Here is a 15,890-nt window from a genome sequence, read left to right as displayed (position 1 = left end):
GACAAGGAGGCACCTCTTGTAAATGAATATAAGAAATGATATGCAAAAGGCGCTGCAGCACCTTTTTAAACATACAGCAGTCCCGCAGGAATCATCAAATGTCAGCGAAGCGCAAAACGGGGAGAAGCGCCTTCTTTTAGGAAAAGTCCTTCGTTTATTAGGCGATCAGCATGCATTGATCCAAGTCGGCAATCAAACTGTCCAGGGAAAACTTGAAACTCAGCTTCGTCCTCAGGCGTACTATTGGTTTTCCTACGAAAAAAAAACGTCAGAACAAACAGGCCGTCTTCAGGTCGTTCAAAGCTTTGACCAACATCCCAAAACCATTCAGGAAGCCGCTGGAAAGCTTCTGAATGCCATATCGGTAAAGCAGACAAACGCTGCTCTAATGATGGCAGGAGCGATGCTGAAGAGCAAAACACCGGTAACAGAAAATGATATTAAAACAGCTGTTCGCTGGATGGATACACTGCCTGCGTCAGATACAAAAAAAGCGATTGAAACGGTCTTGTTCGCTTTAAAACGTGAATTACCCATTCACCCCGAGGTTTTGAGCGGCATACATGCTGTGAAATCGCCTGTTCCGCTCCATCAGCACGTATCCAAGCTGCTTCAGGCTATCAATCAAAATCCTCAGCAGAGCCAAATGATGACAAAGCTAAAAGAAGCTATTACAACGCTTTTTAATAGTGAAGTCGATGTCCATGCAGAACGTCTGATCGATAAGCTTGTCTCTATAACGGACAATACCAAAGCGCCTTCTTCAGGCACTACAGCCGGAAACAGGGAGCTTAGCGCACCATCCGGCTCTCTCGAAAAGGCCGGCTTGCCGCCTGTAAACCATCCAGCGGAACAGAGAAGCATACAAGAAGCGCCCGCTAAAACCGTAGCGGACATTCCGATGAAAGAAGCCCGGCAGCTGCTGACAAAGCTGACGGAATCTGCAGAAAAAAACAATCTTCAACTTGTAAAAGAAGCAGCAAATTGGCTGAAGGCGGCTGCTTTATCGGGGGACAGTAAGTCACCGTCACCTGCCGCTTCAGCTGTTTTACAGGCTGCACAAGTCACAGATCAGGAAGCCGAAGTCTTTTTAAAGGCTGTTCAGCAAACTGCACCTAGTCTGGCCGATAAGGCAGATGTTCTTTCTTTCTTGGCCAAAGTGAAAATGGCAATCGGCGCAAGGGACGAGCTTGCATTCATTAAAGCGTTTGAACAAGGGAGCGCCGGGGCCCCTCCTGATGAAATACAATCCATCAAGCTGGCTCTTCAGGCCGCAAGAGGGTCGCATGAGGTAGCGGAACCTATCAAACAGGAAGCCGATCAGCTTTTTCACAAATTAAACGGCCAGCTTTTCATGCAGCAGCATCACCCGTCATACAGCCAAATTGTGCTGTCATTTCCGCTATTTTCGAAGTCAGGCGTTCAGGATATGACAGTTCTGTTCAAAGGCAAGAAAGAAGCCGATGGAAAGCTTGATCCTTCCCATTGCCGCCTTTTGTTTTTGCTGCAGCTGGATACGTTAAAAGAAACGGTTGTTGATTGCTTGATACAGCAAAAAGTCATGACTATTACAATTGAGACTGAATTTGACCTTCAGGCTGCGATCGATCCGATGGTGCCTGCACTTAAACAGGGTCTTATGGAAATGGGGTACAGCCTTTCAGGGGTGAACGCTAAAAAAAGAATTCACACCGAAGAGAAGGCTGCAATTGACCAATATGTAACAAGCATCAGTGACCGGGAAGTGGATGTGAAAATATGAAAGAGCAGATGCCAGCCAGAAAAGCTATGGCTCTCCATTATGACGAACAAAAAGACAAGGCGCCGAGAGTGGTTGCGACAGGGAAAGGCCATGTAGCCGACAACATTATCAAAGAAGCAAAAAAGGCAGGGGTTCCGATACAAGAAGATCGGACCCTTGTCGAATTAATGCGCCATTTGACTGTAGATGATCAAATCCCGGAAGCTCTTTACGAAACGGTAGCAGAGATTTTTTCGTTCATTTACAGATTGGACGAAAGCGTAAAAAACAAAAAATAACAATAATATTCCCCATCCTCTGTTTGAAATTTTATGTTTTTAATAAAATAAAAGTTTGAATGTTTAGAAGGATTTAAAGATTTTGCATCGAACTCTAGACAATTCTTCCAGTATTATTATAGAATGAAAGCGCAGTCTATTTTAGTTTTGTTACATAAGTTAGGAGGATGGGAAATGAATATCCATGAATACCAGGGAAAAGAAGTCCTCAGAAAATATGGGGTATCTGTTCCTGAAGGTAAAGTGGCTTTTACAGCAGAAGAAGCAGTTGAGAAAGCAAAGAACTTATCCAGCTCGGTTTATGTCGTAAAGGCTCAAATTCATGCTGGCGGTCGAGGCAAAGCTGGTGGGGTAAAAATAGCAAAATCATTAGACGATGTGAAAGCGTATGCCGAAGAACTCTTAGGGAAGACTCTAGTAACACATCAGACCGGTCCGGACGGCCAAGTAATAAAACGCTTACTTATTGAAGAAGGCTGCGATATTAAAAAAGAATACTACGTGGGTCTTGTGCTTGACCGCGCCACTTCCAGAATCGTTCTGATGGCTTCTGAAGAAGGCGGAACAGAAATCGAAGAAGTTGCGGAAAAAACACCGGAAAAAATCATAAAAGCTGTTATTGATCCGGCTGTCGGCCTCCAAGGCTATCAAGCCAGAGAAATCGCATTCGCTATTAATATTCCAAAAGAGCTCGTGGGAAAAGCTGCTAAATTTATGCTTGGACTATATAAAGCGTTTGTTGAAAAAGACTGCTCAATCGCTGAAATCAACCCGCTCGTTGTTACCGGCGACGGAAATGTGATGGCGCTTGATGCGAAATTGAATTTCGACAGCAATGCGTTGTATAGACAAAAGGACATTATGGAATACAGAGATTTGGATGAGGAAGATCCGAAAGAAATCGAAGCTTCCAAATATGATCTAAGCTACATTTCTCTTGATGGAAACATCGGCTGTATGGTTAACGGCGCGGGACTTGCGATGTCAACAATGGATATTATCAAGCATTACGGAGGAGAACCGGCCAACTTCCTTGATGTGGGGGGCGGTGCAACCGCGGAAAAAGTCACGGAAGCATTTAAAATCATTCTTTCAGATCAAAACGTTAAAGGGATTTTTGTCAACATTTTCGGCGGCATTATGAAATGTGATGTCATCGCAGAAGGGGTTGTTGAAGCGACAAGACAAGTCGGTTTAACATTGCCGCTTGTCGTCCGTCTAGAAGGCACAAACGTGGATCTAGGGAAGAAAATCCTTAGTGAATCAGGATTAAATATTACATCTGCGGAATCCATGGCTGACGGCGCGCAGAAAATCGTATCCTTAGTTTAGGAAAGAATGAAAGGCAGGGGACCAGATAATGAGTGTTTTTATTAATAAAGATACAAGAGTTATTGTGCAAGGAATTACAGGTTCTACCGCTTTATTTCATACGAAACAGATGCTCGAATACGGCACAAATATCGTAGGCGGTGTAACACCTGGAAAAGGCGGGACTGAAGCGGAAGGTGTTCCTGTATTTAATACGGTGGCTGACGCAGTTCAAACGACCGGTGCTAACGCGTCTGTTATTTATGTGCCGGCACCGTTTGCAGCTGATGCGATTATGGAAGCGGTAGATGCGGAGCTTGATCTTGTGATCTGCATCACTGAACATATCCCGGTTCTGGATATGGTAAAGGTCAAACGCTTTATGGAAGGCAAGAAAACGAGATTGATAGGGCCGAACTGCCCTGGTGTCATCACGCCTGAAGAATGTAAAATCGGCATTATGCCTGGATATATCCATAAAAAAGGCCATGTAGGCGTAGTATCGCGTTCAGGAACATTAACATACGAAGCGGTGCATCAGCTTTCAGAAGCAGGTGTAGGACAATCTACAGCTGTCGGAATCGGCGGCGACCCTGTAAATGGAACAAATTTTATTGATGTTTTAAAAGCGTTTAACGAAGATCCTGATACACATGCTGTCATTATGATCGGTGAAATCGGCGGTACTGCCGAAGAGGAAGCGGCAGAGTGGGTAAAAGCCAACATGACAAAACCGGTAGTCGGTTTTATCGGTGGTAAAACAGCACCGCCAGGGAAGCGCATGGGGCATGCCGGCGCCATTATTTCCGGCGGAAAAGGTACAGCTGATGAAAAAATCAAAACCCTTAATGCATGCGGTATCGAAGTTGCAGAGACACCTTCTGTAATGGGTGAAACCTTAATTAAGGTGCTGAAAGAAAAAAACTTGTTCGAGACTTGCAAAACGCATTAATAAAAAGGGACAGCCGCCAAGGCTGTTCCTGCTTTTTCTGTCAAAAAGGAGGTCAATATATTGGATCAGGCCGCTGCCTGTTTAATGATCTGCAGAATCAATCAACTATTATCCCCATCTCTTCTATTAAAATGGTGGAAAGCCGATGCATCTATGTCGCTGACATCACCTGTTTTAGAAACTGTTACTCGCGATAAAGAAAAGGCAGCTGCATTAAAGAACAAAATTGAAGAACATTATCCAAAGCTTCAGCGTGTACTTGCTGCTTACCGTGGGCAAGGCATTATCCCCATCCCGATTTCTTCTAAACAATATCCTTTCTGGCTGAAAACGATTTATGATCCCCCCGCCGTCCTGTTTGCAAAGGGTGATATGGCCCTTCTTTCTCAAGGGAGGAAAATTGGAATTGTAGGGACAAGAAATCCAACAGCTTATGGGATACATGTTGTTAACCACCTTACAAAAGAGCTTTGCCGCAAAGAGTGGGTGATTGTCAGCGGGCTGGCGTCTGGGATAGACGGAATGTCCCATGCGGCAAGCATTAAGGCGAAGGGGCGGACAATCGGCGTTATTGCAGGGGGATTTCAACACATTTATCCCCGCGAAAACCTTCAGTTAGCAGATCACATGGCGAAACACCATATCCTTCTGTCAGAGCATCCACCTGAAACGAAACCCCAAAAATGGCATTTTCCTATGAGAAATCGTATCATCAGCGGATTAAGTGAAGGCGTTATTGTCGTGCAGGGCAAAGAAAAAAGCGGTTCTCTGATTACTGCATATCAAGCACTGGAACAAGGGAGAGAAGTTTTTGCCGTACCCGGTTCATTATTTGATCCTTACGCCGGAGGTCCTATAAAACTGATCCAGCAGGGGGCTAAAGCCATATGGTCAGCAGAGGATATTTTCGAGGAGCTTCCTGAGAGAAACGTTCAATATACGGAACCCTTTTGAATTATCGTTTGACAAATGGCGTTGTAATATTTAATAATAGTGAGGATTTGAAGTTGCATATTGTTTTCTATTTAAATAATAATGTTCATCATAAAGAATGAAATGTTGGAAGCCAAATAAAGACAGCAGTAAAAATAAGATTGAAATACTTGAAAAGAGAGAGAACACCTCTTGAGGGGGATGAAAATGTCTGATTATCTAGTCATCGTGGAATCGCCTGCTAAGGCGAAAACGATTGAACGTTACTTAGGTAAAAAATATAAAGTGAAAGCATCAATGGGACATGTCCGGGATCTCCCAAAAAGTCAAATGGGAGTTGACATAGAACAGAATTTCGAGCCGAAATATATTACCATTCGAGGCAAAGGCCCGGTATTAAAAGAGCTGAAAACGGCTGCGAAAAAAGCGAAAAAAGTCTATCTCGCGGCCGACCCCGACAGAGAAGGGGAAGCGATTGCATGGCACTTGGCGCACAGCCTTGATTTAGATCTCGATTCAGACTGCCGGGTGGTGTTTAACGAAATTACAAAAGACGCCATTAAGGAATCGTTTAAGCATCCCCGCATGATCAATATGGATTTAGTGGATGCACAGCAGGCGAGACGTGTTTTAGACAGGCTTGTAGGATATAAAATCAGTCCTATTCTATGGAAAAAAGTCAAGAAAGGACTTAGCGCAGGCCGCGTCCAATCCGTTGCCCTCCGTTTGATTATTGACCGTGAAAAGGAAATTAACGACTTTAAGCCGGAGGAATATTGGACAATAGGCGGTACGTTTTTAAAAGGAAAGGAATCGTTCGAGGCGGGCTTTTTCGGAAAAAACGGCAAAAAACTTCCATTAAATAGTGAAGCAGACGTAAAAGACATTCTTTCTCAGCTCAAAGGCAATAAATATACAGTTGAAAAAGTAACGAAAAAGGAACGGAAACGTAATCCAGCCTTGCCTTTTACCACTTCCACCCTGCAGCAGGAAGCGGCTCGCAAACTCAATTTCAGAGCGAAGAAAACGATGATGATTGCACAGCAATTATATGAAGGAATCGATCTTGGAAGAGAAGGAACAGTCGGTTTGATCACATATATGAGAACGGATTCAACCCGCATTTCAAATACAGCGGTTGATGAAGCTGCTGCATTTATTGATCAGGCATACGGCAAAGAGTTTTTAGGCGGCAAACGAAAACCTGCGAAAAAGAATGAAAATGCTCAGGATGCCCACGAAGCCATCCGTCCGACATCGGTTCTCAGAAAACCTAGTGAATTAAAAGCAGTACTCGGCAGAGATCAGATGAGATTGTATAAATTAATTTGGGAACGCTTTGTTGCCAGCCAAATGGCACCTGCAGTTCTCGACACAATGAGTGTCGACCTGGGGAACAATGGTTTGACATTTCGTGCAAATGGAAGTAAAGTCAAGTTTTCCGGGTTTATGAAGGTGTATGTTGAAGGAAAAGACGACCAAACGGAAGAAAAAAACCGGATGTTGCCTGACTTAAAAGAAGGCGACACAGTATTATCAAAAGATATAGAACCGGAGCAGCATTTTACCCAGCCTCCTCCGCGATATACAGAAGCAAGGCTCGTGAAAACCATGGAAGAACTCGGTATCGGCCGTCCTTCCACATATGCTCCGACGCTTGATACCATTCAGCGGCGCGGCTACGTGTCTTTGGATAATAAACGTTTTGTTCCAACAGAACTGGGGCAAATTGTATTAGACTCGATGATGGAATTTTTCCCTGAAATCATTAACGTTGAATTTACAGCGAAAATGGAAAAAGACCTTGATTATGTTGAAGAAGGCGATACCGAATGGGTTAAGATTATTGATAACTTCTACGCCGATTTTGAAAAACGCGTGAAAAAAGCTGAAGCGGAAATGAAAGAAGTTGAAATCGAGCCTGAATACGCAGGGGAAGATTGTGAACTGTGCAGTTCCCCAATGGTATATAAAATGGGCCGATACGGTAAATTCTTAGCTTGCTCCAATTTCCCGGACTGCCGGAATACAAAACCGATTGTGAAACAAATCGGCGTGAAGTGCCCGAGCTGCGGTGAAGGAAATATTGTTGAACGAAAATCGAAAAAGAAACGGATTTTTTACGGTTGTGACCGTTATCCGGAATGTGAATTCGTTTCCTGGGACAAACCAATTGAACGAAAATGCCCGAAATGCGGAAAAATGCTCGTCGAGAAAAAACTCAAAAAAGGCATACAAGTCCAATGCGTGGAATGCGATTATAAGGAAGAACCACAGAAGTAGCGGTGAGCAGGGTCTTGCTCACCTTCTTTGTGTGTTAAAAGAAGACCTTGAATAATAAACTAGGAGATGTGAAAGATGAACCAACAAACAGTGAATGTAATCGGAGCCGGACTCGCAGGAAGTGAAGCGGCTTGGCAGCTTGCTAAACGGGGAATTCAAGTCAAATTATATGAAATGCGTCCTGTTAAACAAACGCCTGCTCACCATACAGATAAATTTGCCGAACTGGTGTGCAGCAACTCTCTGCGCTCCAACACACTTGCTAATGCTGTCGGTGTATTAAAGGAAGAAATGCGGGTGCTAGACTCAGCAATCATCGCGGCTGCTGACGAATGTTCGGTGCCTGCCGGCGGTGCTCTCGCGGTAGACCGACATGAATTTGCCGCAAGCGTGACAAATCGGGTAAAAAACCATCCGAACGTAACCGTTATGAATGAAGAAGTGACAGAAATTCCAGAAGGTCCAACAATTATCGCGACAGGACCGTTAACGTCTGAATCGCTGTCTGCCCAGCTGAAAGAGCTGACAGGAGAAGACTATTTATATTTTTATGACGCAGCGGCGCCAATTGTAGAAAAAGACAGCCTTGATATGGATAAAGTATACTTGAAATCCCGTTATGATAAAGGTGAAGCGGCGTACTTAAACTGCCCGATGACAGAAGAAGAGTTTGACCGTTTTCATGAAGCATTAACATCAGCAGAAACAGTTCCTTTAAAAGAATTTGAAAAAGAAATTTTCTTTGAAGGATGCATGCCGATTGAAGTAATGGCAAAACGCGGAAAGAAAACAATGCTTTTCGGACCGATGAAGCCGGTTGGATTAGAGCATCCTGTTACAGGAAAACGTCCTTATGCTGTTGTTCAGCTCAGACAGGATGATGCTGCAGGGACACTCTATAATATTGTAGGGTTCCAGACTCATTTAAAATGGGGAGACCAAAAGGAAGTTCTCAAATTGATTCCGGGGCTGGAAAATGTAGAAATCGTCAGATATGGCGTAATGCACAGAAATACATTTATTAACTCTCCAAGCCTGTTAAAGCCGACTTATCAATTTAAAAACCGCACTGATTTGTTCTTTGCAGGCCAAATGACGGGTGTAGAAGGGTACGTGGAATCAGCTGCATCAGGACTCATTGCAGGCATTAATGCGGCTAAACTTGTACTAGGAGAAGAGCTGGTCACTTTCCCTCAGGAAACAGCAATAGGCAGTATGGCTCACTATATTACAACAACAAACCAGAAGAACTTTCAGCCGATGAATGCGAACTTTGGGCTTTTGAAAGAATTGCCTGTTAAAATTAAAAATAAAAAAGAGCGGAATGAACAATACGCGAACCGTGCAATTGAGACAATTCAAACAATTTCGAAAACAATATAGGTATTGATTGCAACCTGAACGCGATTTGTGATACCATTTAAAAGCCCTTTCTGGGGAGGTTTAGGCATGGAGAATGTTAAGAATTTCGTAAAGTTATTCGTTGAATATTTACAAATTGAAAAAAATTATTCACAATATACTATTGTGAATTATGTGGATTCAATTGAAGAATTCGAGACTTTTCTGCGCGTTCAAGGTATAAATGGATTTGAAGAAGCTGCATATCAGGATACTAGGATTTTTTTGACTGAAGCCTATGAAAAAGGTTTATCGAGAAGAACGATAAGCAAAAAGATATCTGCATTAAGAAGCTTTTATAAGTTTCTGATGCGGGAAAAGCTTGTTGAAGAAAATCCGTTTCAGCTTGTTCATCTGCCGAAACAAGAAAAACGGATACCGAAGTTTCTATATCAAAAAGAGCTTGAGGAGCTGTTTGAAGTTTCAGATATAAGCCAGCCGGCCGGAATGAGGGATCAAGCGTTGTTGGAGCTTCTCTATGCCACCGGAATGAGGGTCAGTGAATGCTGTTCGATAACTGTTAACAATGTTGATTTATTTATGGACACTGTGCTTGTTCACGGTAAGGGCAAGAAGCAACGCTATATCCCCTTTGGGTCTTACGCCCGCGAAGCGTTGAAGTTATATATGAATAGCGGAAGACAGTGCTTGCTGATGAAAGCAAAAGAACCTCATGATCTATTATTCGTGAATCAAAGAGGCGGACCGCTTACAGCCCGAGGCATCAGGCATATTTTAAGCGGGCTGGTTCAAAAAGCGTCCGGTACTTTACATATCCATCCGCATATGCTTCGACATACGTTCGCCACTCATCTGTTAAACGAAGGAGCAGATTTGAGAAGCGTTCAAGAGCTGCTCGGGCATTCCAATCTGTCTTCGACACAGATATACACGCACGTTTCGAAGGAAATGTTGAGAAACACATATATGTCTCACCATCCAAGAGCTTTTAAGAAAAATTAAAGGAGGCCTCTTATGTCATCTTTTCATGCGACCACAATATTTGCCGTGCAGCATAAGGGACGAAGTGCTATGTCCGGAGACGGCCAAGTAACATTCGGTCAGGCTGTTGTCATGAAACACACTGCAAGAAAAGTGAGAAAACTGTTTAACGGCAAGGTTCTTGCTGGGTTTGCGGGATCTGTTGCAGACGCTTTCACTTTATTTGAAAAGTTTGAAGCTAAACTTGAAGAGTATAATGGCAACTTAAAACGAGCCGCTGTTGAGCTTGCAAAGGAATGGCGCAGCGATAAAGTGCTTAGAAAGCTTGAAGCCATGCTAATCGTTATGAACCAGGATACTTTGCTGCTTGTATCGGGAACAGGCGAGGTAATCGAACCAGATGACGGCATTCTCGCGATTGGATCAGGAGGCAATTACGCTTTAGCGGCCGGGAGAGCTTTGAAAAAACATGCCGGTGAAAATATGTCTGCAAGTGAAATTGCCAGAGCCGCGTTAGAAACAGCGGGCGAAATTTGTGTTTACACGAACGATCAAATCATACTGGAAGAACTTGAATAGAAAGGACTTGAGGCGCATGGAAAATAAACCGTTAACACCAAGGCAGATTGTAGATCGGTTAGACCAATATATTGTCGGTCAGCAAAACGCGAAAAAAGCTGTCGCCGTGGCATTAAGAAACCGCTATAGAAGAAGTCTTCTAGATGAAAAATTGAAGGATGAAGTCGTTCCGAAAAACATTTTAATGATGGGGCCTACCGGCGTTGGAAAAACTGAAATTGCCAGACGAATCGCCAAGCTCTCAGGTGCGCCATTTATCAAAATTGAAGCAACAAAATTTACCGAAGTCGGCTATGTAGGCAGAGATGTTGAATCAATGGTCAGAGACCTTGTGGAGACTTCTGTTCGGCTTATAAAAGAAGAAAAAATCAATGAAGTAAAGGATCAGGCTGAAGAGAATGCAAATAAGCGCATTGTACGCCTGCTAGTTCCTGGAAAGAAAAAACAATCTGGCGTTAAAAATCCGTTTGAAATGTTTTTTGGCGGCAACCAGCCAAGTGGCGAAGATGAAGCGGAGAGCCAGGAAGAAGCAAACATTGAAGAAAAAAGAAAGCGCATGGCGCATCAGCTGGCTTTAGGAGAGCTAGAAGACCACTATGTAACAGTAGAAGTCGAAGAACAGCAGCCTTCTATGTTTGACATGCTGCAGGGCTCGGGTATGGAGCAGATGGGCATGAATATGCAGGACGCGCTAAGCGGATTAATGCCAAAGAAGAAGAAACGGCGTAAAATGACAGTCAGAGAAGCGAGAAAAGTCCTGACGAATGAAGAAGCAAGTAAGCTTATCGATATGGATGAAGTCGGCCAGGAAGCTGTTCAGAGAGCAGAAGAGAGCGGAATTATCTTTATCGACGAGATTGATAAAATTGCAAAAAACGGCGGCGCGTCATCCTCTGCCGATGTATCAAGAGAAGGTGTTCAGCGGGATATCCTCCCAATCGTAGAGGGTTCTACCGTTGTCACTAAATACGGTTCGGTGAAAACAGACCATGTGTTATTTATTGCAGCAGGAGCGTTTCATATGGCCAAACCATCTGATTTGATTCCTGAGCTGCAGGGGCGTTTCCCGATTCGTGTAGAACTGAGCAAACTCACGGTTCACGATTTTGTGAGAATTTTAGTGGAGCCGGATAATGCGCTGCTGAAACAATATCAGGCATTATTGCAGACAGAAGGTATATCTCTTGAATTTTCTGACGAAGCTATTCATAAGATTGCTGAAGTAGCGTATCATGTGAACCAGGACACAGACAATATCGGTGCGAGACGCCTTCATACAATACTTGAACGCCTATTAGAAGACCTGTCGTTTGAAGCTCCTGATGTAACAATGGAGAAAATAACAATTACACCGCAGTATGTCGAAGATAAGCTCGGAACGATAGCCAAAAACAAAGATTTAAGTCAATTTATATTGTGAAAAATTTAATATGAGGAATATTTAGGAGGATTATTTATCATGGCTTTATTACAAAAAACAAGAATTATTAACTCCATGCTGCAAGCTGCGGCAGGGAAACCGGTGAACTTCAAGGAAATGGCGGAGACGCTGCGGGACGTAATCGATTCCAATATTTTCGTTGTAAGCCGCAGAGGCAAACTCCTTGGATATTCTATTAACCAGCAAATCGAAAATGATCGTATGAAAAAAATGCTTGAAGATCGTCAATTCCCTGAAGAGTATACAAAAAATCTGTTTAATGTGCCTGAAACATCTTCTAACTTGGATATTAATAGTGAATATACCGCTTTCCCTGTTGAGAACAGAGACCTGTTCCAGGCTGGCTTAACAACAATCGTACCGATCATCGGAGGCGGAGAAAGATTAGGAACGCTCATTCTTTCACGTTTACAGGATCAATTTCATGACGATGATTTAATTCTCGCAGAATACGGTGCAACTGTTGTCGGAATGGAAATCTTGCGAGAAAAAGCAGAAGAAATCGAAGAGGAAGCAAGAAGCAAAGCTGTCGTACAAATGGCCATCAGCTCTCTTTCTTATAGTGAGCTTGAAGCGATTGAGCACATTTTTGAAGAGCTTGACGGAAACGAAGGCCTGCTCGTTGCAAGTAAAATCGCAGACCGCGTCGGCATTACCCGTTCTGTTATTGTTAACGCACTGAGAAAGCTGGAAAGCGCCGGTGTCATCGAGTCAAGATCATTAGGAATGAAAGGGACTTATATTAAAGTCCTTAACAACAAATTCCTAATTGAATTAGAAAATTTAAAATCTCATTAATCATCGAAAAAGAACTCCTTTAAAGGGGTTCTTTTTTTATACTCAAATAAAGGAAATTGATAAGCTTTATTTCCTGGGTTGAAAGTCTTTCTTTGTCATATTTTTAATAAATCTAACAATTCCCATAAAAATGGCTTAAAAAAGTTGAGAAAAATGTCGAAAAAACAGAAATTCTGCTATTTTCAGGCTTATATCAAGGTGAAAAACATAGTTCTAATAATCTAGGACTATATACCTAGTTACAAAATAGATAATTGTGAGGACATTTTTTTACACGAACTTCATAGACTTTATGCCTGTTATTTCTTACAATAAGCATATAGTTTTACAATTCTCGACAAGGATATTGAGGTTGAAAAAAACTGAAATGGAGGTAAGTGGATTTGAGCTTATTTTCTGGAACGATACAAAATCTTGAAAATGCCTTGAGCAGAGCGAATATTAAGCAAAAAGTCATAACTAATAATATCGCCAATATAGATACACCGAACTATAAGGCAAAAAAAGTCTCTTTCCAAAATTTATTGAATCAAGAATCCTCGCGTCTTGAAGCGACAAAAACAGACTATCGTCATGTTGATTTTTCTGATACTGATTCGAATTATTCAATTGTAACGAGCGCGGATACATCGTACCAGCAAAACGGAAACAATGTTGATGTCGACAAAGAAATGACAGAATTGGCGCAAAACCAAATCAACTATCAAGCTTTAGTTCAAAGAATGAACGGTAAATTTAATTCGCTGAAGACCGTATTAACAGGAGGGAAATAATGACAGCTTTTCACAGCTTAAATGTTTCAGCATCAGCTTTAACAGCTCAGCGTGTCAGGATGGACGTTGTATCATCTAACTTGGCTAATATAGATACGACAAGAGCTAAGCAGGTAAATGGAGAGTGGGTGCCTTACAGAAGAAAGATGGTTTCTCTTCAGTCAAAAGGTGAATCGTTCTCTTCCATTCTCAATTCTCAAATGAGCGGAAGCGGTAATGCTGGAAACGGTGTAAAGGTTTCTAAAATCACAGAAGATGGTTCGGATTTTAATCTTGTCTACGATCCGACAAACCCTGATGCCAACGCTGAAGGATATGTACAAAAGCCTAATGTTGACCCATTGAAAGAAATGGTTGACCTTGTCAGCAGCACAAGATCATATGAGGCGAATGTCACAGCAATGAATGCCACAAAAGGAATGCTGATGAAGGCGTTAGAAATCGGAAGGTAAGGTGAACGAACGTGATTAATGCAATTTCTCCTTTTCAGGTTCAAAATACTCAAAACACTCAAAATGCAACAAATCAAATAAACAATAGCCAAAAAACAGATTCTTCAAATCAAACAAGCTTTTCGGAGCTTTTAAAAAACTCTATTAGTTCGTTAAATGATTCCCAAGTAGCTTCTGACAACATGACTAATGCCTTGGCTGCAGGAAAAGATGTGAATTTAGATGAGGTCATGATCGCCGCTCAAAAAGCAAGCGTCTCACTAACTGCTGCAACAGAGTTCCGCAATAAAGCTGTGGAAGCCTATCAGGAGATTATGAGAATGCAAATGTAGGGGGTCTGACGATTAAGAGAAAGAGTGGAATGACCGGGGGTTAACATGAATCGTACTCTAATGCAAATGAAAAACAAAACGAGTGAGTTTTGGAAAAATAGATCTAAATTACAAAAGATATTCATGATTAGTGCTTTAGCGGCAATTATTATTATTGGTATTATTATCAGTGTTTTTGCTTCTAGTTCAAAAATGGCGCCGCTGTACAAAGATTTGTCTGCCGAAGAAGCGGGGCACATCAAAGAAGAGCTTGACGCGAAAAAAGTGCCAAACGAACTTTCAAACGGCGGAACAGTGATAAGCGTTCCGGAGGATCAGGTTGATTCATTGAAAGTGCAGCTGGCTGCAGAAGGACTTCCCAAAACCGGATCAATTGATTATTCATTTTTTGGACAGAATGCCGGCTTTGGTTTGACAGACAATGAGTTTGATATGGTCAAAGTGAAAGCGACACAGACAGAACTGTCGAATTTGATCAATGAAATGGACGGTATTAAAAATTCAAAAGTAATGATTAACCTTCCGAAAGACGCTGTGTTTGTCGGTGAGGAGCAATCTGCGGCATCCGCATCAATCGTGCTGCAGGTACAACCGGGCTATACGCTTAATCAAAGCCAGGTCAACGGACTGTATCATCTGGTGTCGAAAAGTGTGCCGAACCTAAAAGAAGATAACATCGTCATCATGGACCAGAATTCTACATACTACGACAAATCAGACAGCGATGCAGGGTCCTACGCGGATAGTTATTCTTCACAGCAGGGAATTAAATCTCAAGTCGAAAAAGACATTCAAAAGCATGTTCAGACATTGCTCGGTACGATGATGGGACAAGATAAAGTCGTTGTTTCCGTTACAGCAGACATTGATTTCACAAAAGAAAATCGCACAGAAAACATTGTCGAACCTGTTGATAAAGAAAACATGGCAGGCATTGCGGTCAGCGCGGAAAAGGTATCTGAAACATACCAGGGTAACGGTGCCGCCAATGGCGGAGTCGCCGGAACCGGTGAAGATGATGTGACAAATTATGAAGCTGACGGGGAAAACACCGAAGGCGGAGGTTATGAAAAAAGCAGCGAAAAAATCAACTATGAGGTTAACCGGATCCATAAAGAAATCGCAGAAAGCCCTTATAAAGTCAGAGATTTAGGAATCCAGGTCATGGTTGAGCCGCCGGACGCTAAAGATGTCGCGTCGCTTTCAGCTGAAAGGCAAGAAGATATTCAAAAAATACTTTCAACTGTAGTCAGAACTTCTATTGATAAGGATGCACAAGAACAAGAGCTTACTGACGAGGACATCAATAATAAAATTGTCTTATCCGTTCAGCCTTTTGACGGCAAAGTAAATATGGATGCTGGTACAGAAGAAGCCTCAGGTATACCGATTTGGGTTTATATTGCAGGAGGTATTTTGATTGCTGCTATCATCGTCCTCATTATAATGCTGGTTAGAAAGAAACGGGCGCAAGAGGATGAATTTGAGGAATATGAGTATGAGGTTCCTCAAGAACCGATCAACCTGCCTGATATCAACGAAGAGGAAAATGAAACAGAGGAAACAGTCAGACGAAAACAGCTTGAAAAGATGGCGAAAGACAAGCCCGAAGATTTTGCTAAACTGCTGAGAAGCTGGCTGGCCGAGGATTAG

Annotated in this window: 15 protein-coding genes; all 15 read left to right on the top strand. The window is 42.5% G+C overall.

Annotation, left to right across the window (positions count from 1 at the left end; translation table 11 throughout):
* Positions 1-22 precede the first annotated feature (22 nt).
* The 15 genes from BV11031_RS09920 (at position 23) to fliF (ending at position 15,890) form a co-directional block, all read left to right on the top strand.
* Entirely contained in the window at positions 23-1,762 is a 1,740-nt protein-coding gene (locus BV11031_RS09920) for a hypothetical protein (RefSeq protein WP_129550749.1), read from the top strand.
* Entirely contained in the window at positions 1,759-2,040 is a 282-nt protein-coding gene (locus tag BV11031_RS09915) for a FlhB-like flagellar biosynthesis protein (protein WP_010331114.1), read from the top strand. Before BV11031_RS09920 ends, BV11031_RS09915 begins: the two co-directional genes overlap by 4 nt.
* Positions 2,041-2,214: 174 nt before the next feature.
* On the top strand, positions 2,215-3,372 hold the full coding sequence (sucC, locus tag BV11031_RS09910; protein WP_039073947.1) for an ADP-forming succinate--CoA ligase subunit beta: 1,158 nt from the start codon (positions 2,215-2,217) through the stop codon (positions 3,370-3,372).
* Positions 3,373-3,400: 28 nt separating this feature from the next.
* Positions 3,401-4,303 (top strand): succinate--CoA ligase subunit alpha, encoded by a 903-nt coding sequence (gene sucD / locus BV11031_RS09905; RefSeq protein ID WP_121642564.1) that lies wholly within the window; start codon positions 3,401-3,403, stop codon positions 4,301-4,303.
* A gap of 60 nt (positions 4,304-4,363) precedes the next feature.
* A complete protein-coding gene (gene dprA / locus BV11031_RS09900; protein WP_010331112.1) occupies positions 4,364-5,257 on the top strand; it encodes a DNA-processing protein DprA in 894 nt (297 codons plus the stop codon).
* A 186-nt stretch (positions 5,258-5,443) separates the two neighbouring features.
* On the top strand, positions 5,444-7,519 hold the full coding sequence (gene topA / locus BV11031_RS09895) for a type I DNA topoisomerase (RefSeq protein ID WP_010331111.1): 2,076 nt from the start codon (positions 5,444-5,446) through the stop codon (positions 7,517-7,519).
* A 75-nt stretch (positions 7,520-7,594) separates the two neighbouring features.
* Positions 7,595-8,902, top strand: coding sequence for an FADH(2)-oxidizing methylenetetrahydrofolate--tRNA-(uracil(54)-C(5))-methyltransferase TrmFO (gene trmFO / locus BV11031_RS09890; protein ID WP_010331110.1), 1,308 nt, complete (start codon positions 7,595-7,597; stop codon positions 8,900-8,902).
* Positions 8,903-8,968: 66 nt separating this feature from the next.
* The gene (gene xerC, locus BV11031_RS09885) at positions 8,969-9,883 is read left to right on the top strand and encodes a tyrosine recombinase XerC (protein WP_010331109.1); all 915 of its coding nucleotides are present in this window, start codon (positions 8,969-8,971) and stop codon (positions 9,881-9,883) included.
* Between the two features lie 12 nt (positions 9,884-9,895).
* The gene (clpQ, locus tag BV11031_RS09880; protein ID WP_010331108.1) at positions 9,896-10,441 is read left to right on the top strand and encodes an ATP-dependent protease subunit ClpQ; all 546 of its coding nucleotides are present in this window, start codon (positions 9,896-9,898) and stop codon (positions 10,439-10,441) included.
* Between the two features lie 16 nt (positions 10,442-10,457).
* On the top strand, positions 10,458-11,861 hold the full coding sequence (hslU, locus tag BV11031_RS09875; RefSeq protein WP_010331107.1) for an ATP-dependent protease ATPase subunit HslU: 1,404 nt from the start codon (positions 10,458-10,460) through the stop codon (positions 11,859-11,861).
* Between the two features lie 39 nt (positions 11,862-11,900).
* Complete coding sequence (gene codY / locus BV11031_RS09870) at positions 11,901-12,680, top strand: GTP-sensing pleiotropic transcriptional regulator CodY (RefSeq protein WP_003238551.1); 780 nt, start codon at positions 11,901-11,903, stop codon at positions 12,678-12,680.
* A 383-nt stretch (positions 12,681-13,063) separates the two neighbouring features.
* A complete protein-coding gene (gene flgB, locus BV11031_RS09865; RefSeq protein WP_010331105.1) occupies positions 13,064-13,453 on the top strand; it encodes a flagellar basal body rod protein FlgB in 390 nt (129 codons plus the stop codon).
* Positions 13,453-13,905: a flagellar basal body rod protein FlgC gene (gene flgC, locus BV11031_RS09860; RefSeq protein WP_010331104.1), complete on the top strand. Its 453-nt coding sequence runs from the start codon at positions 13,453-13,455 to the stop codon at positions 13,903-13,905. Before flgB ends, flgC begins: the two co-directional genes overlap by 1 nt.
* Positions 13,906-13,916: 11 nt before the next feature.
* A complete protein-coding gene (gene fliE / locus BV11031_RS09855) occupies positions 13,917-14,237 on the top strand; it encodes a flagellar hook-basal body complex protein FliE (RefSeq protein ID WP_010331103.1) in 321 nt (106 codons plus the stop codon).
* Between the two features lie 45 nt (positions 14,238-14,282).
* A complete protein-coding gene (gene fliF / locus BV11031_RS09850; protein ID WP_010331102.1) occupies positions 14,283-15,890 on the top strand; it encodes a flagellar basal-body MS-ring/collar protein FliF in 1,608 nt (535 codons plus the stop codon).

Origin of the sequence: Bacillus vallismortis, from assembly GCF_004116955.1 — a bacterium.
In the GTDB taxonomy this organism is placed as follows: Bacteria; Bacillota; Bacilli; order Bacillales; family Bacillaceae; genus Bacillus; species Bacillus vallismortis.
The sequence above is the reverse complement of the archived record's forward strand: the minus strand, read 5'-3'. Positions and strand labels throughout refer to the sequence as shown.